Raw genomic sequence first — 23010 nt, forward strand, 5'->3', positions numbered from 1 at the left:
ACGGAAATCTTTACGTTGAACTTTCATCAAAAGGCAATTTCGGCTAAAATAAGGGAAAGGGAGAGAGAAGACAAATATGAATTCATTTGAACATCGTCTTGAGCGGTTGGAATATTATATGAAGCTGCTGCTGAACACAGCGGATATGGATCAATATCCATATTATAAAATGCTGATTGAACAGGGCTTATCAGAGGAAGAAGCAAAGGAAACGGAAAAGCTGTGCGAGGAACTCGCGATGGAGCTGGAAGCACAAAAAGCGCAAGGATATGTGATGTTCGACCATCTCCTTACGCTTTTTGCCGGACAGTTAAATGAAAAACTTGAAGTGCACGAAACGATTTTCGCCCTTCACAGACAAGGTCTTTACAAACCGCTGATGAGCGAGTTTATCAGCATCATCAAACAATACGATCTGGCTTAGTTTTTAATAGGCTCAAGCGGTTTGGCCATCTCTATCAATTCCCCGGATTCCTTCGCTTCTTCTTTTTTCTTCATTTTGCCCTCTTCACTGATAAATTCATTTTCAATATTAGAAAACGATTTTTCGAAAATTTCCATGAAATCATCGCCGTAAATATGGCGGATGATAGACATCATTTCAACGATTTCAGGGAATTTCCCATAAAGCTGATGAAGGGGCTGAGCGCCTTTTAGGACAGCGTTCCGGGACGGGTCATAAGACTCGAGGATTTCAAGGAAAACTTCTTCGCCTTTTCGCGTCAGCTGAATATACGTATTGCGTTTGTCGTTTAATTTTTTGGAGAACTCAAGATATCCTCTTTCCTCAAGCTTTTTTGAAAAATTAAACGCTGTGGAAACATGCATGACGCCGAACTTGGCAATTTCAGAAATTGAAGCTCCGTTCAGCTGGTAGGCAATCCACAAAATATGATGCTCGTTAATGTTGAGATCATAAGGCTTAATCCATTGCTGCCAATCCTTTTCTATCGATTTCCAAAGCGCCTTGCTGAGCTGTGCCATTCGTTGACTGAATAAAAGGGCTTCTTTCACTGTATAGGGCTCTTCCGCTCGATTCATTCACTTCACCTGCTTCTCTTTATCTTATAATTTCTATTATGCCAATAAAATAAAGATTAATAAAGATGTAAATTTACGAAATTTTTAAAAAATCCATCATTTCGGTGTGAAACCAGCATTTTGATTAAAAAAAGAGCGTGAAAATGTCCATTCACACCCCTTTTTAAAGGTTCATTTTTTTCGCTGAGTATATTAGTTTTGTAAGGTTTTCTCCAGTTGTTTGATCTTTTCTTCAATATCAGCGATTTCTTTTTTTAGGTCCTGCTGCTGCGGCTTGATTTCTTCGCGCCACTCCTGGATGGATGTCTGCAGTTCGCTGCCGACGTCTTTAATGATTTCAGCGCCTTCTCTGGCGGTTTTGACAACTTGCTCTTTTAAAGCAAGCCCGTCGCTTTTCAATCTTTTGACAGTATCTTCAAATGTTCCGCAGTTGGCTTTGAGTTGTCCTCTCAATTTCTTTCCTGAAGTCGGTGCGGAAAGCAAACCTGCAATTCCGCCGATAACTCCTCCTACAATCAGTCCAGCTGCTAAAGATCGGCCTTTTGACATGTACATCACCCCGTTTATATTTTTGAAAGGTCAGGCATTCAGGCTAAAGCGCCAGCCTTTTCATGATTTAAAAGTGTGAAGCTTGTCTTGTCTGAATTCCCTCAAAGCAGAAACTTCTGCATAGCTTGCTTTATTTTAGCATACTTTTTTAAAAAGGAGGGAGAGGGTTGTCTGTCATCATCATCGTTTTGCTCATTTTATGCGCTGTTTTCACCGCCGGCTCCTTTTACTATTTAAGACTTCTCGGATATTCTACATCTTATCCGCCGAAACGCGTCCTTAAACAAAAAGCGCTTTTTTGTACGGGAAGCGCAGGACTAGTGCTCTTGCTCCTGTTTTTTATTCAGCTTCTTATATAAAATATCGGGTGGATTCCTCTTTTTTTGACCATCGAAACGAAAAAAACCTCTTCAAAAAAGGAATAGACCTTTCTTAAAGAGGTTTTGGTTATTTGACTTGTTCGATCAGTCTTGAGCGTTTCATGATTGACTGCACGATCGGAAAGATCACGACCATGGCGATCGTGTTGATCAGTGTCGCCGGTAAAACGACAACAGTGAACAGTGCAATAAATCCCTGGTTTCCAGGCAGTCCCACTATGAAAAGTGCCGCTGTAAGGAAGATGGTTCCAGAAAGGATCGTTCCTGCAGCAGTTAATCCGGAAGCCGCAAATGTTTTGCTGCCAAGCTTTTTCACAGCAAGGAAAGCGGCGAAGAACATCAAAGCTGTTATCGGTTTATCAATGATGTTTGGCAGCTGTCCTCCCGGAAATGCAGTCGTTAAAGCGGAAATAATGCCAGTCACAATTCCGATGACAAGCACATTCTGCACTCTAGGGAACAAAATGATTCCCATAAACATCATAATCAGCATCATATCCGGCTTCATTCCGTAGAAAAAAGGCGGAATGACGGCGTGCAGTGCTGCTCCAATGGCGACAAACAGGGCCATTGCCACTAATTCTTTTGTTTTCATCTCTATTCTCTCCTCATCTCAGGCTCTTTTTATGCTTTCCAATAATATGCTCGCCATTTATTGCGAAAGCTTTCTAGTAGTATATCAAACTTTTGAATGAATGGGGAAGCCCTTTTCGGCAGCTTCCATCATAAGGATAAAAAATTAGTTTTCTTCCCGGAATCTTTTCATAAAGGCCGCCAATTTCTCGCAGTCTTCAACAGATACGGCATTGTAGATCGATGCACGGCAGCCGCCGACTGAACGGTGTCCGCCAAGGCCTGACATTTTTTCTTCCTTCGCCTTCGCGATGAATGATTTGGTCAGTTCATCATTTTTAAGCGTAAAGGTGACATTCATGTTTGAACGGCTGTCTGTTCTCGCATGGCCGCGGTAAAATCCGCCGCTTTCATCAATCGCCTTGTATAAAATCTCCGCCTTTTCGCTGTTGCGTTTTTCGGTTGCAGCGAGACCGCCTTTTTCTTTCAGCCACTCAAGCACAAGTGACAGCATATAAATCGCAAAAGTCGGAGGGGTGTTGTAGAGCGAATTCGCTTTTGCGTGTGTTGAGTACTTTAAGATTTTCGGCACTTGTTCGTTTTCTTTTTCGAGCCATTCTTTCTTCATGATGACGACGGTGACGCCTGAAGGTCCCAGGTTTTTTTGGGCTCCGGCATAGATGATGTCAAACTGGGACACATCGATTTTTCTGCTCAAAATGTCGCTCGACATATCAACCGCTACCGGGATCGGAGAGTCGGGAAACTGCTGCCACTGTGTTCCGAATATTGTGTTGTTGGATGTCAGATGAAGGTACGCTCCGTCTGCCGGGATCTCCGTGACTTCCGGGATATAGCTGTAAGTATCGGTTTCACTTGACGCGATGACCGATGTGTTTCCAAACAGCTTTGCTTCTGCGAGCGCTTTTTCAGACCATGACCCGGTCATGACGAAGTGCGCCGTTTTTTCGCTGGAGAGAAAGTTCATCGGAATCATTGAAAACTGTAGGCTTGCTCCGCCTTGGAGAAACAAAATCTCATAATCGTCAGGTATCTCCATCAGTTCCTTTAAAAGAGCTTTCGCTTTTTGATGAACGGCATCATACTCTTTGCTGCGGTGGGAGAGCTCCATTACAGACATCCCTGCACCGTTGAAATCAATAAACTCGTCTTTCGCCTTTTGTAACACTTCTAAAGGCAATGCCGCAGGTCCTGCATTAAAGTTCGTTGTACGTATCATCACAATCGCTCCCTGTTCATGTATAAAAATATAAAACAATCCTATCATAAAAGGTTCCCGTTATACATAAAAAATTTGAATTGTGTGAAATATAGAGCAATACAGATTCTAGGCCCATCAAGAGGGATCAACATATGTGAAGGTTTTATGACAAGCGGGAAGAAGAAAGGGGACTTAAAACGAAAAAGGGGCATCGCTTCGAACAATGCCCCCTTGAAAAGCTTTTGTTTATGAAGACTGAGTCAAACGGCTGTTGATGGAAGAGGCGATTGACTGCAAATCTTCGGGTGAATAATCGTCAGCATGTGTTTTCCAGACGGCGCCGAATCCGTCTCCCTTCCCGTAGCGGGGAATAATGTGCATGTGATAATGAAAGACGGACTGTCCCGCTTTTTCGCCATTGTTGTTCAGCAGGTTTAAACCGATCGGTTCGTACTCATCTTTGATGGCTTGGGCGATTTTTGGAACTGCTTCGAAAAATTCCCTTGAAACATCAGGAGTCATTTCATATATGTTGGTTTTGTGGACTTTGGGAATGACAAGGGTGTGTCCTTTCGTTACTTGGCTAATATCGAGAAAAGCCATGACGTGTTCATTTTCAAATACCTTTGCACAAGGAATTTCTCCATTAATGATTTTGCAAAAAATACAATCGCTCATACTTTTCCTCCTTTTTCCATTAGGAAAGGTTATGTATAAGCATCATATTACCACAATTTTCACAGAAACACGAAAACAGGATGAACGGCTCCCGCGTTCACCCTGCCTGAAGAAGGTTCGCTGTTTTCATTAAGAAACGTTTCTTGCCTTTTGCAAGCACCCCATTTTTCCTGAAAATGAAGACTTGGAACGCCTATACATTTCCTGCGACAAACACCTCATTTGATCGTCACATCTTTTTCAAACGACATATTGTCATATGAATCGGATGCTTTCTCAATTCAGTGGATGAAAGAAATTTCTAAGCTTTGACATGTTTCATACTCAAGACTCTTGCCGGATTATTGTCTTTGACAAACACCTCATTCGCCAGAGTTGATCAGCTCTCCTTCTTCACAACTTAGACTGTCCCGAACTGTTTTCGATTATTCGTTTTTCTTTTTAGATAGCCGGAGGGAAAACGTTTCAAATACCTCCTTGTTTTTGGTACTATTAAGAAAAATGCAGGAAAGGAACGAACGTATGTCACTACTGACCGTTAAAGATCTGACTGGAGGATATACAAGAAACCCGGTGCTGCGCGATGTTTCATTTACGATTGAACGGGAGCAGATCGTCGGATTGATCGGCTTGAACGGAGCCGGGAAAAGTACGACGATTCGCCATATTATCGGACTGATGGAGCCGCACAAAGGATCTGTTGAGCTGAACGGCAAGACGTTCATGGAAGATCCGGAAAGCTACCGTTCCCAATTCACGTTTATCCCGGAAACACCGATTTTATATGAGGAACTCACGCTGAAGGAGCATTTGGAATTGACCGCGATGGCCTATGGTTTATCGAAAGATACGTTTGAAAAAAGGCTGCCTCCGCTGTTAAAGGAGTTTAGGATGGAGAAGCGCCTCAAGTGGTTCCCGGCTCATTTTTCAAAAGGAATGAAGCAGAAGGTCATGATTATGTGCGCTTTTTTGGTGGAGCCTGACCTCTACATTATTGACGAGCCTTTTCTCGGCCTTGATCCGCTGGCGATCAACGCTTTGCTTGAACGGATGAATGAAGCGAAGAAAAACGGGGCGGCCGTTTTGATGTCAACGCATATTTTAGCAACCGCAGAGCGGTATTGTGATGCATTTATTATTCTACATAATGGCGAAGTGCGTGCAAAAGGGACGCTTGAAGAGCTCAGAGAACAGTTTTCGATGAAAGAGGCGACCCTTGATGATCTGTATCTTGAACTGACGAAGGAAGAGAGCTATGAATAGCATTCAAGGGATCTGGAAGACAAGAATCGAGGAGTATATAAAAGAAACAAGATCCTATTTGAAATATATGCTGAATGATCATCTCGTCATCGTCATGATTTTTTTCCTGGCAGGGGCTGCGAGCTGGTACAGCAAATGGCTGAAAGAGATGCCGGAAGGATTTCCGGCCTACTGGCTGATGGCCGTCCTGTTTTCGTTTATTTTGACGGGCTCCTATGTCAGAACGTTGATCAAAGAAGCCGATCTTGTGTTTTTATTGCCTCTTGAAGCAAAAATGAAGCCTTATCTTAAGCAGGCCTTCCGGTTCAGTTTGATCACGCAGCTGTTTCCGCTGATTGCTGTGATGCTCGCTTTAACGCCGCTGTATTTCGAGGTGAGCGGCAAGACATTATCGGCTTATTTGATGTTATTCATTCAGCTGCTTGTATTAAAAGTCTGGAATATGGCGATGCAATGGAGGATGACATTTTTCGGCGAAAAAAACATGCGGATCATGGATCAGGTTGTCCGCCTTTTTCTCAATACGATCGTCATCTACTTTGTTTTGCAGGCGTCCTATGGCTTTGCCATCGCGGTTTATGCGATCATGGCCGCTCTGCTCGTGTATTTTACAGTGGTTGATAAGAAAAAGTCTTTTAAATGGGAACTGCATATCGAAGATGAAATCAAGAGAAAACAGCGGTTCTACAGGCTTGCTAACTTATTTACGGATGTCCCTCATCTGAGGAAACAGGCGAAAAGAAGAGCATATCTTGACTGGATGCTCAGCCCCATCCCGTATGATCAGCGCCGGACATTTGCGTACATGTATGGCAGGGCATTCATCAGATCAAACGATTATTTCGGGATCGTCATCAGACTGACCGTGATTTTCGCACTCATCATTGTTTATTTTTCGACTATTGAGTGGGTGTCTGCACTGCTGATCGTCTTTACCGTATTTATTACCGGCATTCAGCTGACACCGCTGTTTGATCATTTTTCCCACTTGTCTTTGCAGGAGCTCTATCCCGTCAGACAGGAAGAAAGACGAAAGAGTTTCTTCCGGCTCCTCCACATCGTTTTGAGCATTCAGGCGCTCCTTTTAGCCGCCGCTGCCGGCGTCAAGATGCACTGGACCGGGGCGCTTTTCGGTTTGGCCGGTTCTGCGCTTTTGATATTTGTCGTGATGAAGCCTTATTTCAGCAGCAGACTGAAGAAAAATGCGCGCAGATAAATGAATCCTTTTCTTTTGCCATCAGTATGAATAAAGAAGAGGTGAAAGGCACATGAATGAAAACCAGCTGTATTTAGATGAAGCCTGCCGCTGGAAAATAAAGTTTCTGCGAAAGCCATCAATGGCCGAGCGGATGTCAAAAGGCGTCCAGGCAAAGATTAATGCACGCATTCCCGACAAAGTGCACAAGGCCGTCACAGAAAGCATTAAAAAGATGGTCGAAGCGACACTGCTCGGTTCAAATTTGACGACTCTCCAAAAGGAGACGGGGTCGCTTTCGTTAAGGGAAAAAGACCAATTGGCGCAAAAGACGATTGCCCAATATCAAAAGGCTGCCGCTGTGGAAGGAGTCGGAACAGGTGCTGGCGGGGTTGTTCTCGGATTGGCGGATTTTCCGCTGCTGCTCGGCATTAAAATGAAATGCCTGTTTGAATTGGCATCCATTTACGGCTATGATGTCAAGGAGAAGGAAGAGCGAATGTTTCTCTTGTATATTTTTCAGCTTGCATTTTCTGGTGAAGCGCATCGAAAAGAGATTTTCCGCATCATTGAAAATTGGGAAGCTGAAAAATGCGACATTGATTGGCAGGCATTTCAGCAGGAATACCGGGATTATCTTGATCTCGTTAAATTGTTTCAGCTTGTTCCTGGCTTCGGGGCAATTATCGGAGGCACGGCCAATTATAAGCTGCTGGGCCATCTAGGGGAAACGGCGAGACATGTCTTTCATTTGAGATACATTAAAGAGACAGCCGGATTTTGATCATCCGGCTGTCTTTTGTTCTTCAAAAATGATGAAAACCGGTCATTTTTTCAACTGAGATGCTAAATATCCGCTGATGCGGCAGACATTTTTCCCTGTTGTTGATAAGTGATTGCGGCATTGACCATCACCTTGGCGGAAATCAGCATCGCTTTTTCATTGATATCAAATTTCGGATGGTGGTGCGGATAGATATTTTCGGGATTTTCAGGGCTTGCACCTGTAAAGAAAAAGGTGCCTTTGACATGCTGGAGGTAATAGGCAAAATCTTCTCCGCCCATTTGCAATTCGCTTTCCGTTACCTTTTGGACGCCTTCCGTCTTTCTGGCGATCTCGGAGAGAAAGGCTGTTTCTTGGGGATGATTGCAGACGGCCGGATAGCCCCTTTCATATAAATAGTCAAAAGAGGCGTCATGCATGCTGCAAATGCCCTTCACAACTTCTTCAATCTCTTTTTCAATAAGGGTGCGGATATCCTCGCTGAAGGATCGTGCCGTTCCAATTAAAACGGCTTTATCGGCAATCACATTAAAAGAGTTTTCCGCGAGAAAAGAGCCTGTTGAGATGACGGCCGGCTGTGTGGGATCAAGCCTGCGGCTGACAATGTTTTGAAGGGCGGTAACAATCTGTGAACCGATCAGGACGGCATCCTTTGTTTTATGGGGCTGTGCGCCATGGCCGCCTTTACCGTTAATCGTAATCGTAAAACGGTCAGAGGCTGCCATCATCGGGCCTGTTCGGTATTGAACGGTTCCAAGCGGCTCTGTGGCCCACAAGTGGGTGCCAAAAATGACGTCGACTCCATCGAGACAGCCGTCTTCAATCATCGGTTTGGCTCCGCCCGGCGAATATTCTTCAGCATGCTGATGGATCATCACAATCTTTCCCTTTAAACCGTCCGCATGCTGGTTCAAAATTTTTGCGAGAACGAGCAGTGCCGCGGTGTGGCCGTCATGGCCGCACGCATGCATGACTCCGGGAACTGTAGACCTGTAAGGCGCTTCTTTTTCATCCTGAATGGGCAGAGCATCGAAGTCGGCTCTTAGCGCAATGACAGGACCCGGCTGCCCGCCTTCAATGTAAGCAAGGACACCGCCCCCTCCGACATTTGTGCGAATCGGAATCCCAAGCGCTTTATAATAAGAAGCGATAAACGCGGCTGTTTTCTTTTCCTGAAAAGAGAGCTCTGGATGCTGATGGAAATGGCGCCTCAATTTGACCATTTCATCGTAGTGCCTGTCGAGCTGCTGATCGATCGTTTGCTTTAATGCGGCTGCGCTCAAAAATATTCCTCCTTTTAGGAATGGTGAGTTTTTATAATTTTATGACAGTTTAAGCCGCTGTTCAACCTTGCTGCCAAGTTTTATAAAAGAAATATCGCAGCAATTGTCGTGACGGTCAGCCCGACAGCGACAGGGATAAAATTTTTTCTTGCCAGTTCAAACGGATCGACTTGACAAATGGCAGCCACAGGGATGATTGCCCAAGGAACAAGCGTCCCTCCGCCGACCCAGATTGCAGAAATTTGGCCGAGGGCTGTCAGAACAGCAGGATTGCCGTCAATCGCCGCGGCAAACATGCTGGCAGCAGAACCGGCGAGAGAGATGCCGGAAAATCCTGAACCGTCAAGTCCTGTTACTGCACCGGCAAATGTCAGCGCAATAGCTGAGATTTCCGGAGACAGGGGAACGGAATGGGCAAAAGACAAGCCGAGATCATGAACGATCCTGTTGGAAAACCCTGGAATATCGGCTGTTATCACTTTCTCAAAACCTGCGTCGCCAAGGTAGAAAAAAGCGGCAATCGGAATGACGGGAGCAAACACTTTAAAACCGAATTGAAATCCATGAATGAAATAATCGGTGATTTTCTCAAGGCATCGATGCTTGTAGACGATAAAATGGATAAGCATGAGCACGAAAACAGCAGTTCCGCCGACAAGCGCAGTCGCTTCATCCCCCTGCAGGCCCATCATAAACATCAAGACAATATCGCTTATGAAAATGACCGGTACAATGAATGCAAGCCATGTTCTCGCTGCCGGACCAAGAAGCCATTCCGGTTCGTCTTTCTGCAGGCCGCCGCTTTCAATACGTGTATAAGAAGCGGAACGCTCCTTTTTCAACATGAAAAAAGCTGTCAGTGTAGTCGCAAATCCCATGATCAGAACGAGCGGAATACTGGCGGCCATCACTTCTGTGACCGGAACCCCGGCGGCATCTCCGGTCAACTTCGGCGCTGCCTGAATGATGAAATCGCCTGACAGGGCAAAACCATGGCCGAACAGGTTCATCGCCGCCGCTGTGGCCATCGGTGAAAGACCGGCTTTAAGAGCGGCGGGCAGAAGCACGGCTCCAACGAGAGCAACAGCCGGAGATGGCCAAAAAAAGGATGAGATGATAAACATTAACGCTCCGGTGATCCAATAGGCCAGCACAGGCCCTTTTATCCACTTGGCAATGGGTGTGATCATCGTTTCATTAATGCCCGTTTTTGTTAAAAGCTCACTCATTGAAACGATAAAGCAAATGATGAAAATGGTCGGGAGGAGTTCGCGGGCGGCGTAAATTAAACTGTTAAATACGCCGATGACAGAGGCGCTTACGGAATGGGTCGCCAATAAGGAAATGAAAAAAACCCCTGCAAGCGATATAAATGTTGTATCGAGACGAAGAAGCATAAACATGAGAATCGCCACAATAAAGCCCAAATACAAAAAATGAACGGATGTTAGTTCGAAATCCAATGCTCATTCCCCCGTTATCCTGAACCTTATACAGCTTATTCTTGGGCTGCAAGATTGTGAAAGAGGGTCATTTCCTCGGAAATAAAAAAACTGCCGATCAGGCAGTTATTCGACAGAATGGTATGATGAAATATAGGAGGGCCTTGAAAAGATTGTTCCGCCTTTGTTGATTCCTGCTGAAGATTGCTGTTTTTTGTGAGCTTCGTTGAAGGATTTTGAGTTTTTCCAATCCTGAAAGGCCTGTTCGGTCTCCCACAGTGATAAGACGATATATGTGTCGCTGTCTTGCGGTCTGAGTACTCGCAGCGCTTTAAAGCCGGGCTGATTTTCAATTTTTCCGGCCCGGTTTTTAAAACGGGTTTCAAACAGAGGCCTGCCTTCAGGTGTTACAGGGATATTGTTGAGGACGAGAAAGCCGGGCTGTTTCAATTCTCCGGACTGATCGATGACGTCGTAGCGGTGAGGAGCCTGAAAAACGCTCTCTCCGTCCGTTTCGTGAAAAAGAAGCGCAGATTCGTAGCTTTTCATAAACAGCATGTTTTCAAGACCGTTTTTTTCAGCAATCTTTTTTAAAAAATCGACTGTTCCGTGTGTCATATAAAAATTCATTTTACCCACCCCTTTTTTGATAGTATAACAAAAGGTTGATTTAAAATTCTATCGAGGAAATGAATAAATGCGCAAACATAATTTGAAGAAAAAATTCCCATACTAGCTATAGAAAGGAATGAGGTGAATATATGAGAAAGAGATTTTTCATTCCAATCATCATAACAGCGGCCATTTTCCTTTTATCTTTAATTGGTTATATAACGATTTTATTTCTGGGGGACTATGTGATTGATGAAAAGAAACTGATTTTCCATGCGTCTTCAAAGATCGTCGACCAAAATGGAGAAGAAGTCGCAAGCCTCTATACTGAAAACAGAAGCCCGGTGTCAATCGGTGAAGTGCCGGACGAAGTAAAACATGCGTTTATTGCAGTTGAGGACAAACGCTTTTATGAGCATCACGGCATCGATTTCAAATCGGTGAGCCGTGCGATTTACAAAGATATATTAGCCGGAGGCAAAGTCGAAGGGGGAAGCACGATTACCCAGCAGCTTGCTAAAAATACCTTTTTGACCAATGACAAAACATTTTTAAGGAAAACAAAAGAAGTCATTATTGCTATTAATTTAGAGCGTGACTACAGCAAGGACAAGCTGCTTGAAATGTACTTAAACCAGCTTTATTTCGGACACGGTGTATACGGGATTCAGGCTGCCGCAAATTATTACTTTAATAAAGATGCAAAAGATTTAAATGTAAGCGAAGGCGCGGTACTTGCTTCGATTCCCAAGGCGCCGTCTACTTATTCACCCATTCTCAACCCGGAAAAAAGCAGAGAGCGGCGCAACGTCGTACTCAGTATGATGAATGAGCAAGGATACATCAGTTCAAGAGAAACGGTCAGGGCACAAGGAAGCACTTTGGGCCTTCATGTAAAAGAAAAGTCAAAAAATCCTTGGATTGACAGCTATATTGACCTTGTGATAAAAGAGGCGGAAGATCGTTATTCCATTTCAAGCGAACAGCTTCTGCAAGGCGGATATACCATCAGTGTTCCCCTTGATGTCTCGATTCAAAAAGCCGCCTATACACTGATGAAAGAGGACGCCTACTTTCCAGGAACTGATCAAAAAGCCGAAGGCAGCGCCGTTTTTATCGACAATAAGACAGGAGGTGTAGTCGCGGCTCTTGGAGGAAGGGATTATCTTCCAAAAAGCTATAACAGAGCGACTGCTGCGCGCCAGCCGGGATCAACTTTCAAACCGCTTGCCGTCTACGGACCCGCCCTTGAGGAAAAGCTTTTTAAGCCTTACTCCCTGCTTGAAGATAAACAGCTCTCATATGGCGGCTATGCTCCTAAAAATTATGACGGGCAATATGAAGGAAAGGTATCGATGGTCGATGCGTTGACTGACAGCAAAAATGCGCCTGCCGTATGGACGCTGAATGAAATCGGTATTGAAACCGCGAAGCCTTATGTAAGCCGTTTGGGCATGAACATACCTGATGAAGGCCTTGCTTTAGCACTCGGCGGCCTCGAAGAAGGAGTGTCGCCGCTTCAACTTGCCGGTGCGTATCGGACGTTTGCAAACTCAGGAAAATATGATAAGCCATACTTTATTAGAAAAATCACGGATGAAAGCGGGAATGTATTATACCGCCATGAAGATAAACCAGAGAAGGTATTTAGTAAACAGACCGCTTGGAATATGACACGCATGCTTCAAGAGGTTGTCAAAAGCGGTACTGGAAAAGCCGGTGAGTTTTCCGGAGAGATAGCCGGAAAAACAGGCTCCACTACGTTTACCGGAAAAGAGGGCGGTACAAAGGACGCATGGTTTGCCGGGTATACTCCCGGAGTGACAGGAGCGGTCTGGATGGGCTACGATAAAACAGATGAAGCCCACTATTTAAAAGGCGGAAGCTCTTATCCGACGAGGCTGTTTAAAGACATTTTAAAGCGCTCCAAACAAAAAACGGATACATTCAAAAAGCCGGAAGGCGTAAAGGATCTGGACAGGCCGATCCACCTTGAAGACTTGGAAAGCGCTGAGGCAGACTATTCCTTTACACCTATGGGACTGATTACGGTGTCATTAAAATGGCATGAGCAAGAGGATAAAAGAGCCGAATACCGAATATATGAAAAGAAAAACGGAAAAGAGGCACTGATAAAAACTGTTACAGGAAAAGGGAGCTATGAGATTCCGTATGCAAATATCTTTTCCGACGTTTCATACAGAATTGTTCCATACAATCCGCAGACAAAAACAGAGGGGAAAGGGACCGATTTTATCAAGCCGAAAATATTCCCTTCGGGTCATTAGAAACTCGAAATTCATCAATTTTTTGAACAATAAGTCTCATGAGTATACCGCACATCAAAAAAACGGTATATTTGAAGGAGTAATTTTGCGAACGTATGGTTGCAGCTTGAAAGGTGGAAATCAGAGTGAAAAACGACAAGGCTTTTAATGACACATTTTTAAAAGCGTGCCGCGGAGAAAAGACCGATCATGTACCTGTATGGTACATGAGGCAGGCCGGCAGATCGCAGCCTGAATACCGGGCGCTTAAAGAAAAATACGGGCTATTTGACATTACGCATCAGCCTGAACTGTGCGCTTATGTGACAAGACTGCCTGTTGAACAGTACGGGGTGGATGCGGCGATTCTTTATAAGGACATTATGACACCGCTTCCAGGAATTGGCGTCGATGTCGAGATTAAAAACGGAATCGGCCCGGTTATCGATCATCCGATTGCGTCGGCATCAGATGTTGAAAAGCTTGGTGAACTTGAGCCGGAAAAACATATTCCATATGTGCTGGAGACGATTAAGCTATTGACCGAGGAGCAGCTGAACGTTCCGCTGATCGGTTTTACCGGAGCCCCGTTCACATTGGCAAGCTATATGATAGAGGGCGGCCCGTCTAAAAACTACAATAAAACAAAAGCGTTTATGTACAGCCAGCCTGAAGTATGGTTCAAGCTGATGAAAAAACTGGGCGGCATGGCGGCTGTTTATGTGAAAGCCCAAATCCGCGCGGGCGCAAAAGCCATTCAAGTGTTTGATTCATGGGTCGGAGCATTGGACGCCAATGATTACCGCCGCTACATCAAACCGACAATGGACGTTCTCTTTGAAGAGCTCAAAACTGAAGGTGTACCGCTGATTATGTTCGGTGTGGGCGCGAGCCATCTTGCCCGCGACTGGCATGACCTTTCACTCGACGTCGTCGGCCTTGACTGGCGGATGAGCATACAGGAAGCAAGGGATGAAGGACTGACCAAAACCCTTCAGGGAAATCTGGATCCGTCGATACTGCTTGCGCCATGGGACATCATCGAGGCTAGAACAAAAGACATTTTGGATCAAGGAATGCTGACAGACCGGTTTATTTTTAACCTCGGTCACGGCATCTTCCCTGAGGTCAGCCCTGATACACTGAAAAAATTGACGGCATTTGTTCATGAGTATTCCGCCTCAAAAAAATCGAGCCTGATCCCATGAGCATTTCAGTTGGTCTTTACAGTTTAAACTGTCAAAATACGAATAGATAAAGATCTTTAAAGAGGTGTTCATGTTGGGTAAAAAGAAAATGGGGCTTCTTGTCATGGCGTACGGAACGCCATATAAGGAAGAAGATATCGAGCGTTATTATACGCACATCAGGAGAGGCAGAAAGCCTGAGCCGGACATGCTTCAGGATTTGCAAGACCGCTATAAGGCGATCGGGGGAATTTCTCCGCTCGCAAAAATTACCGAGGAGCAGACGGAGCAGCTTGAAAAGCGCTTAAATGAGGTTCAGGATGACGTGATCTTTAAAGCTTATATCGGTCTCAAGCATATTGAACCTTTTATTGAAGACGCCGTTCAGGACATGCATAAAGACGGTATAACAGAAGCCGTCAGCATCGTACTTGCGCCCCACTTCTCCACGTTCAGCGTGCAGTCATACAATAAACGGGCGAAAGAGGAAGCTGAAAAGCTGGGCGGCTTAAACATCACATCGATTAACAGCTGGTATGATGAGCCTAAATTCATCACATATTGGGCGGACAAGATCAGAGATACGTATGCCCAAATGCCGTCTGAGGAAAGGGATAACGCCGTCTTGATCGTATCGGCACACAGCCTTCCAGAGAAGATCGTTGAAATGGGAGACCCTTATCCAGATCAGCTCAAAGAATCAGCCAGATTGATTGCTGAAAAAGCGGGTGTTAAGAATTACGCTATAGGCTGGCAAAGCGAAGGCAACACACCTGACCCATGGCTTGGGCCTGACGTTCAGGATTTGACGCGGGACTTATCCGAGCAAAAAGGATACAGCGCTTTTGTTTATGCTCCTGTCGGTTTTGTAGCCGACCACTTGGAAGTCCTGTACGATAATGACTACGAATGCAAAGTCGTGACAGATGATATCGGAGCAAGCTATTACAGACCGGAAATGCCTAATGCAAAACCGCAGTTTATCGATGCTTTGGCAGACGTTGTGCGAAAAGAATTGGAGAAAGAAGAACAGTAAAGAAGGCGATTTTATGATGAGTGGAGAACGTAGGCAGATTGTAATTATCGGCGGCGGTATTACCGGACTGGCCGCCGCCTTCTACTTGGAGAGAGAAATCAAAAAAAACGGTCTCCCGGCTGAAGTGACGCTTGTTGAGGCGAGTCCGAGATTAGGCGGAAAGATTCAGACCGTCCATAAAGACGGCTATGTGATTGAAAGAGGTCCGGACTCATTTTTGGAACGAAAACAAAGCGCTCCTCAGCTTGTCAAGGACCTGGGGTTGGATCATTTGCTTGTGAACAATGCGACAGGTCAGTCTTATGTGCTCGTAAATGAAACGCTCTATCCGATTCCAGAGGGAGCCGTGATGGGGGTGCCGACAGAAATCAGACCTTTTCTGACGACTGGACTGTTTTCCTTTCAGGGAAAATTGCGGGCTGGGATGGATTTGGTGCTTCCTGCAAGCAAGCCTCAGGAAGATCAGTCACTCGGAGAATTTTTCAGGAGACGAGTCGGAGGGGAAGTGGTAGAGAACCTGATTGAACCGCTTTTGTCAGGCATCTATGCCGGTGATATCGACCGTCTCAGTCTGATGTCGACCTTCCCGCAGTTCTATCAAACAGAGCAGAAGCACAGAAGCTTGATTATCGGAATGAAAAAATCGCGCGGCAATGCAAACAGCAACAAACCGGCAAAAAAGAAAGGCCAGTTTCAAACCTTGAAAACCGGATTGCAGACCATTGTTGAAGAACTGGAAAAACAGCTTGAACTGACGAAGGTTTATAAGGGTACAAAGGTTGTGAGCGTTGAACATGCTGGAAACGGGTACAGCATGAAGCTTGACAATGGGAGCGTGCTCGATGCGGACGCCGCCGTGATCACGGCTCCTCATAAAGTAGTTTCTACGATGTTTCAAGGTGAGGATTGGCTGAACGGCTTGCAGGATATGGTTTCGACATCAGTTGCAAATGTAGCGCTGGGCTTTCCTGAAGAAGCTGTACAGATGGAGCATCAAGGCACAGGCTTCGTCATTTCGAGAAACAGCGACTTTTCCATTACCGCCTGTACATGGACAAATAAAAAATGGCCGAATACAACGCCGAAAGGAAAAGTTTTATTAAGAGCCTATGTCGGAAAAGCCGGGGATGAATCGGTTGTCGAGCAGTCCGACAATGAAATGGTCAAGATCGTACTCGATGATCTAAAACGGATCATGAAAATCGACGGCGAGCCGGAAATGAGCTGTATCACGAGGTGGAATGAAGCGATGCCGCAGTATCATGTCGGCCACAAAAAAAGAATTAACGAAATACGGGAAGGTTTAAAAACATCATATCCCGGGATTTTTGTAACGGGCGCTTCTTTTGAAGGCGTCGGCATCCCGGATTGCATTGATCAAGGCAAACAAGCCGTAAAAGATGTGCTTTCCCACCTATTTGAAAAAGCAGAATAAAAGTAAGCGAAGCTGTCCGAGTGATATCGGCGGCTTTTTTTATTTGCTCTGGTTTTAAGCCTACATAATGAATGGTTGTTTATATAAAGATAAATTGAAATGATTGCTTTTTGCATTCAGATGTGTTAAATTACTTTTTGTACTTATTGACCAAAATGTTCAAATAGTCATTTCTGGGGTGAAAAAACATGAGCAAAGATCGGAAAACACTCATTATCGAAGCGGCAAAAAAATCATTCACACAATTTGGGTACAAAGCGACGACGATGGATCTTGTGGCAAAGCTCGCAAATGTCGGAAAGGGCACGATTTACACATTTTTCAAAAATAAAGAAGAATTGTTCGGCGAAATTTTTTCTTCGCTGCTGATTGAAATGAAACAAACGGCTGATCATGCGATCGACCCGGGGCAGCCTTTTCACGAAAATGCCCATCGCGCAATGATGGCCATTTTGGAGTACAGAAAAAAACATCAGCTGACGATTAAAATCTTTCAAGAGGCAACTGAACTGGGTACCCCAGCTGCCCGGGAAGTGATCGAGAAGCTGGAGCGGATGGTGATTAACTACATTAAGAAAAAAATTAAAGAAGCGATTAAAAATGACGATATTAGACCGTGTGATCCTGAGCTGAATGCATTTGTCATCTTTAAGCTATACATTGCACTCATCTTTGATTGGGAAAAACACCATGATCCATTACAGAAAGAAGATATAGCAGAAATGCTGAAAATGTATATTTTAAAAGGATTGTCCCGCTAGATGATCCTTCCTTTTTTAAAGGGGTGCGGCCACATCAAGAGATCGGCCATTGATTAGGAGGCGTATCAACATGAATGTTTTAAAAAACCAGTGGAGAGAACTGATAACCAATAAAAAACTTCTAATATCCGTCATCGGGGTTCTCTTTATTCCGCTGATTTACAGCAGCATTTTTTTGGCGGCATACTGGGACCCTTACGGAAATGTCGACCAGCTCCCTGTAGCGGTCATCAATTCTGACAAGGGAACGACATATGAAGGAAAAGACCTTCACATAGGCGACGATCTTGTCAAAGAACTAAAAGAGAATAAAAAATTCGACTGGCATTTTACAACGAAAGAAAAAGCGCTGAAAGGTTTACAAAATGAGGAATATTATATGGTTGTCGAAATACCTGAAAACTTTTCAAAGGACGCCAGCACAGTATTAGATGAAAAGCCGAAAAAGCTTGACTTGATCTATCATACAAACGCCGGCCGCAACTATGTCGGCGCTCAGATCAGCGACAAGGCGATTGATCAGCTGCAGCATTCGATCGGCTCAGAAATCAGCGAACAGTACGCTGAAGTGATCTTTGATAACTTCGGAAAGATTGCAAAAGGGCTGGGAGAAGCGAGCGAAGGAGCCGGAAAGCTTGATAAAGGCTTAAAGGATGCAAAAGAAGGCAGTGAAACGCTCAAAAAGAACCTTGAAAAATTAGCGAAAAGCCAATTGACCTTTAACAAAGACGGAATGGAGAAGTTTGGCGAGGCATTCAACACGCTGAATGGAAAAATCCATGATCTGGATTCCGCGCTTGCGCAATTCCAGGAAAAAAGCGGTGAGCTGTACAGTGGTGCACAGCAGCTTCAGCAAGGCATGCCTGCGCTTGTGTCTGGTTTAGAGCAGCTGAATGAGCAAGCTCAGCAAGTAAGCAAAATCGAAGCAGCGATATCAGATGAGAAAATTGAACAGCTGGAAACGGCGCTTTCAAATGCTGAAAAGGCGAAAAAAGAAATCGGCCAAATTTCAAACGACATTACAAAGCTTGAAAACGCCCTTAAAAACCAAAATGCTCAAGTAAAACAAATCATTGAATCTAGCACCATTCTGACAAAAGAACAAAAAGAGGCTCTTTCAAAGCAAATCGATCAGAAGGTGGAAGAGGTAAAACTTCCTGAACTGGACCGGCTGAAAGAGCAGATTCCGGATGTAGGCAAGCTTCCTGATCTGTCGGCCATTAAACAGAAGCTTCAAGAACTTAAAAAGCTTCCTTCCGGAGTGAATCAGCTGTATACCGGATCTGTGAAGATCCAAAACGGACTCGATGCCCTCACAAACGGGCTGGGAGCTTATAACGAAAAATTTGCAGAAGCGAAAAGCGGATCTTCCAAAATTGCTGAAGGCAGCCAGACATTGACCGGGAAGTTCGGCGAGCTTCAAAGTGCTTCCAAGAAGCTCGAAAATGCTTCTTCACAGCTGGCGAAGGGTGCAAAATCCCTTGACGATGGTCTTGGCAAGCTTAAAGGCGGCAGCGGGGAGCTTTCCGATAAGCTTTCTGACGCAGCTGATCAGACGGGCGATATCAAAGCCGGAGAAAAGAACTACAATATGTTCTCTGATCCTGTCGATGTCAAAGGCGACAAGATCGATCCGGTTTCCAATTACGGCACGGGATTAACCCCGTACATTTTATCGCTCGGATTATTTGTCGGTGCGCTCATGATCACTGTCGTGTTCGATGTGAAACAGCCTTCAGGCAAACCTGAATCTGCATTCGGCTGGTTCATCAGCAAATTCAGCGTACTTCTGCCGGTCGGCATTCTTCAAGCGGTAATCGCCTGTACGATCATCCTCTGGGGAATCGGGCTTGAAGTGCAAAGCGTCTGGAGATTCTATGTATTCAGCATAATCATGAGCATAACATGTCTTGCGCTCATTCAGTTTTTGGCGGCCGCGATGGGGAATCCGGGCCGGTTCATCGCCGTTATTCTCCTCGTACTTCAGCTTGGAGGAAGCGGCGGAACATTCCCGCTTGCGCTTGTTCCTCATTTCTTCCAAGTCATACATGCCGCACTGCCGATGACCTACAGCATTGCGGGCTACAGAGCTGTGATATCAAGCGGCGATTACGGATATATGTGGAAGCAGGCCGCTGTGCTCGGCGGTGTTGCTCTCGTCATGATGGCTTTGACGCTGATCTATTTTAAAGTGCTGCTTAGAAAAGGAAAAACTGAGGAGCAGCCTGCTTAAGGGAAAAACATCTTTTCAGCCCGGCTTCGGGTTTGAAAAGATGTTTTTTTATGCCGATAAGTACAGGGATCACACGAGAAGAGCAAAAGACATTCTGTTTATTACGGCTGTCGTGCTGGCCGTTCTGAATCAGATTTTATTTGTGTTTCTGACAGGCTGTCTGCGGGTATGCTGAACTTTCAGCCTTGTATTGGACGAAAAATGCAAAAGACTCGCGTTTTAAAAAACATCAGGACCGCCCGGACTGCATGTTTAACATTTTGTTGATAAACGGCAGGACAGCTGAAGCTGAAAGAGCATGAAACGAAATAGCCAGAACATATAAACAGCCCCGCATATTCAGATTTATTTCAGACAACCTGGCAGCGCGGCAATTAAAGCAGCCTGATGCAAAACAATATGATGAAGGACTACTGCTCCAAGTAGAACGACATGAGCTGAAGAAGGCAGGGGACATCAGCAAACAGTGCATGAAAGAAGCGCTAAAAAGGCGAAATAGCCGAAGCGAAGGAGCTTCAAGATGAAGCTGTCCGCTGCCGGCTGAAGGCTCTGCAAGCGAACAGGGGGCTTCTAGCGGTATATGATGGCGACAATTTGTGAAGGAGGATTGGTTCATAACAACCAATCCTCCTTCTTTGTTTTAGGAAGCCGGCACCCCCCATTTCACGATAAGTCCGGTATATGTAAAACCTCCGCCAAAGCCGTATAGGAGCAAGGTATCCCCTTTTTTCAGCTTGTCGTTTTTGACGGCTTCATCAAGGGCCAGGACAATCGAAGCCGATGATGTATTGCCAAACCATTCAACACTAGTCAGTACTTTTTCGGTTGGAATTCCGGCTTTTTCGCAGATCGACTCGATCATCCTCAGATTTGCGCTGTGCGGAACGAACCAATCGATGTCTTCGAGATTCAAGTCCGCTTGTTTAAGCAGTGTTTTGATTCCGTCGGGAATCGTGCGGACCGCCCATTTGTAAACCTCGCGCCCGTTCTGGACCATTTTTCCTCCGCCTGCTAGCTGTTCACCCTTTAAATCGCTTCTTAAGCCTGTTCTGTACAAGTGTCTGGCACCGTCTCCTTTAGTGCCTTGGACGAACGTGATAAAGCCCGGGGCTGTTTCATCCCGTTCAACAAGCAACGCGCCTGCTCCGTCTCCGAACAATATGCAAGATGTTCGGTCTGTATAGTCCGTTACTTTTGATAATGTTTCACCGCTGATCACGAGGATTTTTCGGTGCAATCCCGAAGTGATCAGCCCGTTGGCCATATGCAGACCGTATGTTAATCCGGCGCATGTTGCATTGACATCCACCGCCCCGACATCAGCCCATCCGAAATGCTCCTGAATCTGGCAGGCTGTGCTCGGGAAAGCATAGTCGGCCGTTGTCGTAGAGACGATGATCATGTCGATATCATCAAGTGTGCCTTTATATCTATGCTTCAAATTTTCGACAGCTTTAATGCAAAGATCTGAGGTAAATTCCTGTTCACACGCCAGGCGTCTTTCTTTCATTCCCGTCCGCTGTGTGATCCATTCATCAGAGGTATCAACGATTTTTTCCAAGTCTTCGTTGGTCAGCCGCTTTTCCGGGACATAGGTGCCGATCGCGGATATTCGCGCTTTTGATAAAGTTTTCATGAACTCACTCTCCTTTTTTTATATTATATCACCAAGTATTAGTATCTGGTACTAGTTTGTTTTTTTCATGTATACTGGATACATATAAAGATGGGAGGAATGAAGATGTCATCTGTTCAGGAAACGATGAAATTAATCAAAGAGCTGGTCTCGATCCCAAGCCCAACCGGACATACATATGAGATCATAGACTATATCAGCGGGCTTCTAAAGGAAGAGGGAATTGAAACGAGGCTCAATCATAAAGGCGGGCTGATCGCAACTATTCCCGGCCGCGACAACTCGCGCCACCGGATGCTGACGGCGCACGTCGATACACTTGGTGCGATGGTAAAAGAGATTAAATCAGACGGGAGACTGAAAATTGATTTAATCGGAGGGTTTCATTACAACTCAATCGAAGGCGAATATTGCAGAATTGAAACGTCAGCTGGAAAAACATATACAGGTACGATTTTAATGCATCAAACGTCTGTGCACGTTTATAAAGACGCAGGGAAAGCCGAGCGCAGCCAGAAAAACATGGAAGTTCGCATTGATGAGCCTGTCCGGGATGAAAAAGACACCAGGGCGCTTGGCATCAATGTCGGGGATTTTATTTCATTTGATCCGCGGGTTGAGATTACGCCGAGCGGATTTATCAAGTCGCGCCATCTTGATGATAAAGCGAGCGTGGCTCTTTTGCTGCAGCTGATCAGAACAGTCAAAACAGAGCAGATTACACTGCCTTACACCACCCATTTTTTAATTTCAAATAATGAAGAAATCGGTTATGGAGGCAATTCAAATATTCCGTCCGAAACAGTGGAATATATGGCTGTTGACATGGGAGCGATTGGAGATGGGCAATCGACGGATGAGTATACGGTATCCATTTGTGTGAAGGATGCAAGCGGCCCATATCATTACGGTCTCAGAAAGCGTCTGGCTGAGATTTGTGAGAAGCACGGGATCGCGTATAAGCTTGATATTTATCCGTACTACGGATCAGACGCTTCCGCAGCAATCAAAGCAGGCCATGATATCGTCCATGGTTTAATCGGCCCCGGAATCGATGCTTCCCACGCATTTGAAAGGACGCATAAGGCATCATTGGAGCATACGGCAAAACTCTTGTACCACTACGTCCAGTCTGAGATGATTTGAATTCGTTAAAAAACTCCCAAGGATCTCGTGATCGCTTGGGAGAAAAAGGTGTGGAAGGCAGCCTTTAGGAATCATCCTTTAGGAATCATCCCTTGGGATGACTGTTTTACTTACCAGTAGTCATAATGTTTTTTCTTTTTGCAGTGGTCAAAGTGAAAATCTTTCTTGAAGCAAGGATAATAGTAGTAATAATAATAGTAGTAGTGTTTCTTGCAATCGCAGTCTTTCTTGAAGTAGTCGTAGTCATAGTCATAGTCCTTTTTGCAATGGTCATCGTAATAATACAT

23 protein-coding genes are annotated in these 23010 nt (G+C 45.0%); 13 read left to right on the forward strand and 10 right to left on the reverse strand.

Translation table 11 applies throughout. From position 1 onward, the window contains the following. The first annotated feature begins 76 nt into the window (after positions 1-76). Positions 77-424: a YhaI family protein gene (locus BTA30_RS12725; protein ID WP_076761683.1), complete on the forward strand. Its 348-nt coding sequence runs from the start codon at positions 77-79 to the stop codon at positions 422-424. Here the strand turns inward: BTA30_RS12725 and BTA30_RS12730 are convergent. Together BTA30_RS12730 and BTA30_RS12735 are read right to left on the reverse strand one after the other, a co-directional pair. After that, on the reverse strand, positions 421-1041 hold the full coding sequence (locus BTA30_RS12730) for an HTH-type transcriptional regulator Hpr (RefSeq protein ID WP_076761684.1): 621 nt from the start codon (positions 1039-1041) through the stop codon (positions 421-423). The two genes, BTA30_RS12725 and BTA30_RS12730, sit on opposite strands and share 4 nt — an antisense overlap. A gap of 192 nt (positions 1042-1233) precedes the next feature. Next, on the reverse strand, positions 1234-1590 hold the full coding sequence (locus BTA30_RS12735; RefSeq protein ID WP_076761685.1) for a YtxH domain-containing protein: 357 nt from the start codon (positions 1588-1590) through the stop codon (positions 1234-1236). A 167-nt stretch (positions 1591-1757) separates the two neighbouring features. Between BTA30_RS12735 and yhzF the strand changes: the two genes are divergently transcribed. Continuing rightward, positions 1758-1949 carry a membrane protein YhzF gene (gene yhzF, locus BTA30_RS12740; protein WP_076761686.1) on the forward strand — a complete coding sequence of 64 codons (192 nt, stop codon included), beginning with the start codon at positions 1758-1760 and terminating at the stop codon, positions 1947-1949. 88 nt (positions 1950-2037) lie between these two features. Here the strand turns inward: yhzF and BTA30_RS12745 are convergent, their stop codons facing one another. The 3 genes from BTA30_RS12745 to BTA30_RS12755 all read right to left on the reverse strand — a co-directional run bounded on the left by BTA30_RS12745 (position 2038) and on the right by BTA30_RS12755 (position 4443). Beyond that, complete coding sequence (locus tag BTA30_RS12745) at positions 2038-2565, reverse strand: tryptophan transporter (RefSeq protein ID WP_076761687.1); 528 nt, start codon at positions 2563-2565, stop codon at positions 2038-2040. A gap of 144 nt (positions 2566-2709) precedes the next feature. After that, a complete protein-coding gene (gene serC, locus BTA30_RS12750; RefSeq protein ID WP_076761688.1) occupies positions 2710-3783 on the reverse strand; it encodes a 3-phosphoserine/phosphohydroxythreonine transaminase in 1074 nt (357 codons plus the stop codon). A 228-nt stretch (positions 3784-4011) separates the two neighbouring features. After that, the gene (locus tag BTA30_RS12755; protein WP_076761689.1) at positions 4012-4443 is read right to left on the reverse strand and encodes an HIT family protein; all 432 of its coding nucleotides are present in this window, start codon (positions 4441-4443) and stop codon (positions 4012-4014) included. A 522-nt stretch (positions 4444-4965) separates the two neighbouring features. Between BTA30_RS12755 and BTA30_RS12765 the strand changes: the two genes are divergently transcribed. From BTA30_RS12765 to BTA30_RS12775, 3 genes are read left to right on the forward strand one after another with little or no spacing between them, the layout of a single operon-like run. Further along, entirely contained in the window at positions 4966-5706 is a 741-nt protein-coding gene (locus BTA30_RS12765; RefSeq protein ID WP_076761690.1) for an ABC transporter ATP-binding protein, read from the forward strand. Next, positions 5699-6922 (forward strand): ABC transporter permease, encoded by a 1224-nt coding sequence (locus BTA30_RS12770; protein WP_076761691.1) that lies wholly within the window; start codon positions 5699-5701, stop codon positions 6920-6922. Before BTA30_RS12765 ends, BTA30_RS12770 begins: the two co-directional genes overlap by 8 nt. Before the next feature lie 52 nt (positions 6923-6974). Beyond that, entirely contained in the window at positions 6975-7685 is a 711-nt protein-coding gene (locus BTA30_RS12775; RefSeq protein ID WP_076761692.1) for an EcsC family protein, read from the forward strand. Between the two features lie 62 nt (positions 7686-7747). Here the strand turns inward: BTA30_RS12775 and BTA30_RS12780 are convergent, their stop codons facing one another. From BTA30_RS12780 to BTA30_RS12790, 3 genes are all read right to left on the reverse strand, one after another. Then, positions 7748-8908, reverse strand: a complete 1161-nt coding sequence (locus BTA30_RS12780) for a M20 family metallopeptidase (RefSeq protein WP_411813156.1) — start codon at positions 8906-8908, stop codon at positions 7748-7750. A 140-nt stretch (positions 8909-9048) separates the two neighbouring features. Further along, a complete protein-coding gene (locus tag BTA30_RS12785; protein WP_076761694.1) occupies positions 9049-10431 on the reverse strand; it encodes a hypothetical protein in 1383 nt (460 codons plus the stop codon). Positions 10432-10536: 105 nt separating this feature from the next. Further along, positions 10537-11040 carry an antibiotic biosynthesis monooxygenase family protein gene (locus BTA30_RS12790; RefSeq protein ID WP_076761695.1) on the reverse strand — a complete coding sequence of 168 codons (504 nt, stop codon included), beginning with the start codon at positions 11038-11040 and terminating at the stop codon, positions 10537-10539. A gap of 131 nt (positions 11041-11171) precedes the next feature. On the opposite strand from BTA30_RS12790, the gene BTA30_RS12795 reads away from it, so the two are divergent. From BTA30_RS12795 to BTA30_RS24135, 7 genes are all read left to right on the forward strand, one after another. Continuing rightward, the gene (locus tag BTA30_RS12795) at positions 11172-13310 is read left to right on the forward strand and encodes a transglycosylase domain-containing protein (RefSeq protein WP_076761696.1); all 2139 of its coding nucleotides are present in this window, start codon (positions 11172-11174) and stop codon (positions 13308-13310) included. Positions 13311-13435: 125 nt separating this feature from the next. Continuing rightward, positions 13436-14497: a uroporphyrinogen decarboxylase gene (gene hemE, locus BTA30_RS12800; RefSeq protein WP_076761697.1), complete on the forward strand. Its 1062-nt coding sequence runs from the start codon at positions 13436-13438 to the stop codon at positions 14495-14497. A gap of 73 nt (positions 14498-14570) precedes the next feature. After that, complete coding sequence (gene hemH / locus BTA30_RS12805; RefSeq protein ID WP_076761754.1) at positions 14571-15512, forward strand: ferrochelatase; 942 nt, start codon at positions 14571-14573, stop codon at positions 15510-15512. A gap of 16 nt (positions 15513-15528) precedes the next feature. After that, positions 15529-16947 (forward strand): protoporphyrinogen oxidase, encoded by a 1419-nt coding sequence (hemY, locus tag BTA30_RS12810; RefSeq protein ID WP_076761755.1) that lies wholly within the window; start codon positions 15529-15531, stop codon positions 16945-16947. 188 nt (positions 16948-17135) lie between these two features. Beyond that, the gene (locus tag BTA30_RS12815) at positions 17136-17708 is read left to right on the forward strand and encodes a TetR/AcrR family transcriptional regulator (protein ID WP_076761698.1); all 573 of its coding nucleotides are present in this window, start codon (positions 17136-17138) and stop codon (positions 17706-17708) included. A gap of 70 nt (positions 17709-17778) precedes the next feature. Continuing rightward, positions 17779-19941: a YhgE/Pip domain-containing protein gene (locus tag BTA30_RS12820; protein ID WP_076761699.1), complete on the forward strand. Its 2163-nt coding sequence runs from the start codon at positions 17779-17781 to the stop codon at positions 19939-19941. Between the two features lie 40 nt (positions 19942-19981). Beyond that, entirely contained in the window at positions 19982-20116 is a 135-nt protein-coding gene (locus BTA30_RS24135; RefSeq protein ID WP_275667125.1) for a hypothetical protein, read from the forward strand. A 465-nt stretch (positions 20117-20581) separates the two neighbouring features. Here BTA30_RS24135 and BTA30_RS12830 read toward each other — a convergent pair whose 3' ends face one another. After that, a complete protein-coding gene (locus tag BTA30_RS12830; protein ID WP_076761701.1) occupies positions 20582-21577 on the reverse strand; it encodes a ketoacyl-ACP synthase III in 996 nt (331 codons plus the stop codon). A 105-nt stretch (positions 21578-21682) separates the two neighbouring features. Here BTA30_RS12830 and BTA30_RS12835 point away from each other — a divergent pair, with 105 nt between their 5' ends. Further along, positions 21683-22723: a M42 family metallopeptidase gene (locus tag BTA30_RS12835; RefSeq protein ID WP_076761702.1), complete on the forward strand. Its 1041-nt coding sequence runs from the start codon at positions 21683-21685 to the stop codon at positions 22721-22723. A 110-nt stretch (positions 22724-22833) separates the two neighbouring features. On the opposite strand, the gene BTA30_RS23410 is transcribed toward BTA30_RS12835, so the two are convergent. After that, positions 22834-23010, reverse strand: a complete 177-nt coding sequence (locus BTA30_RS23410; RefSeq protein ID WP_164470245.1) for a hypothetical protein — start codon at positions 23008-23010, stop codon at positions 22834-22836.

Source organism: Bacillus swezeyi (genome assembly GCF_001969815.1).
Lineage (GTDB): Bacteria > Bacillota > Bacilli > Bacillales > Bacillaceae > Bacillus > Bacillus swezeyi.

Coding starts and splice junctions, on each gene's coding strand:
- BTA30_RS12725 (WP_076761683.1), top strand. CDS start 77: ATGAATTCATTTGAACATCGTCTTGAGCGGTTGGAATATTATATGAAG.
- BTA30_RS12730 (WP_076761684.1), bottom strand. CDS start 1,041: ATGAATCGAGCGGAAGAGCCCTATACAGTGAAAGAAGCCCTTTTATTC.
- BTA30_RS12735 (WP_076761685.1), bottom strand. CDS start 1,590: ATGTCAAAAGGCCGATCTTTAGCAGCTGGACTGATTGTAGGAGGAGTT.
- BTA30_RS12745 (WP_076761687.1), bottom strand. CDS start 2,565: ATGAAAACAAAAGAATTAGTGGCAATGGCCCTGTTTGTCGCCATTGGA.
- serC (WP_076761688.1), bottom strand. CDS start 3,783: ATGATACGTACAACGAACTTTAATGCAGGACCTGCGGCATTGCCTTTA.
- BTA30_RS12755 (WP_076761689.1), bottom strand. CDS start 4,443: ATGAGCGATTGTATTTTTTGCAAAATCATTAATGGAGAAATTCCTTGT.
- BTA30_RS12765 (WP_076761690.1), top strand. CDS start 4,966: ATGTCACTACTGACCGTTAAAGATCTGACTGGAGGATATACAAGAAAC.
- BTA30_RS12770 (WP_076761691.1), top strand. CDS start 5,699: ATGAATAGCATTCAAGGGATCTGGAAGACAAGAATCGAGGAGTATATA.
- BTA30_RS12775 (WP_076761692.1), top strand. CDS start 6,975: ATGAATGAAAACCAGCTGTATTTAGATGAAGCCTGCCGCTGGAAAATA.
- BTA30_RS12780 (WP_411813156.1), bottom strand. CDS start 8,908: ATGGTCAAATTGAGGCGCCATTTCCATCAGCATCCAGAGCTCTCTTTT.
- BTA30_RS12790 (WP_076761695.1), bottom strand. CDS start 11,040: ATGAATTTTTATATGACACACGGAACAGTCGATTTTTTAAAAAAGATT.
- BTA30_RS12795 (WP_076761696.1), top strand. CDS start 11,172: ATGAGAAAGAGATTTTTCATTCCAATCATCATAACAGCGGCCATTTTC.
- hemY (WP_076761755.1), top strand. CDS start 15,529: ATGAGTGGAGAACGTAGGCAGATTGTAATTATCGGCGGCGGTATTACC.
- BTA30_RS12815 (WP_076761698.1), top strand. CDS start 17,136: ATGAGCAAAGATCGGAAAACACTCATTATCGAAGCGGCAAAAAAATCA.
- BTA30_RS12820 (WP_076761699.1), top strand. CDS start 17,779: ATGAATGTTTTAAAAAACCAGTGGAGAGAACTGATAACCAATAAAAAA.
- BTA30_RS24135 (WP_275667125.1), top strand. CDS start 19,982: ATGTTTTTTTATGCCGATAAGTACAGGGATCACACGAGAAGAGCAAAA.
- BTA30_RS12830 (WP_076761701.1), bottom strand. CDS start 21,577: ATGAAAACTTTATCAAAAGCGCGAATATCCGCGATCGGCACCTATGTC.
- BTA30_RS12835 (WP_076761702.1), top strand. CDS start 21,683: ATGTCATCTGTTCAGGAAACGATGAAATTAATCAAAGAGCTGGTCTCG.
- BTA30_RS23410 (WP_164470245.1), bottom strand. CDS start 23,010: ATGTATTATTACGATGACCATTGCAAAAAGGACTATGACTATGACTAC.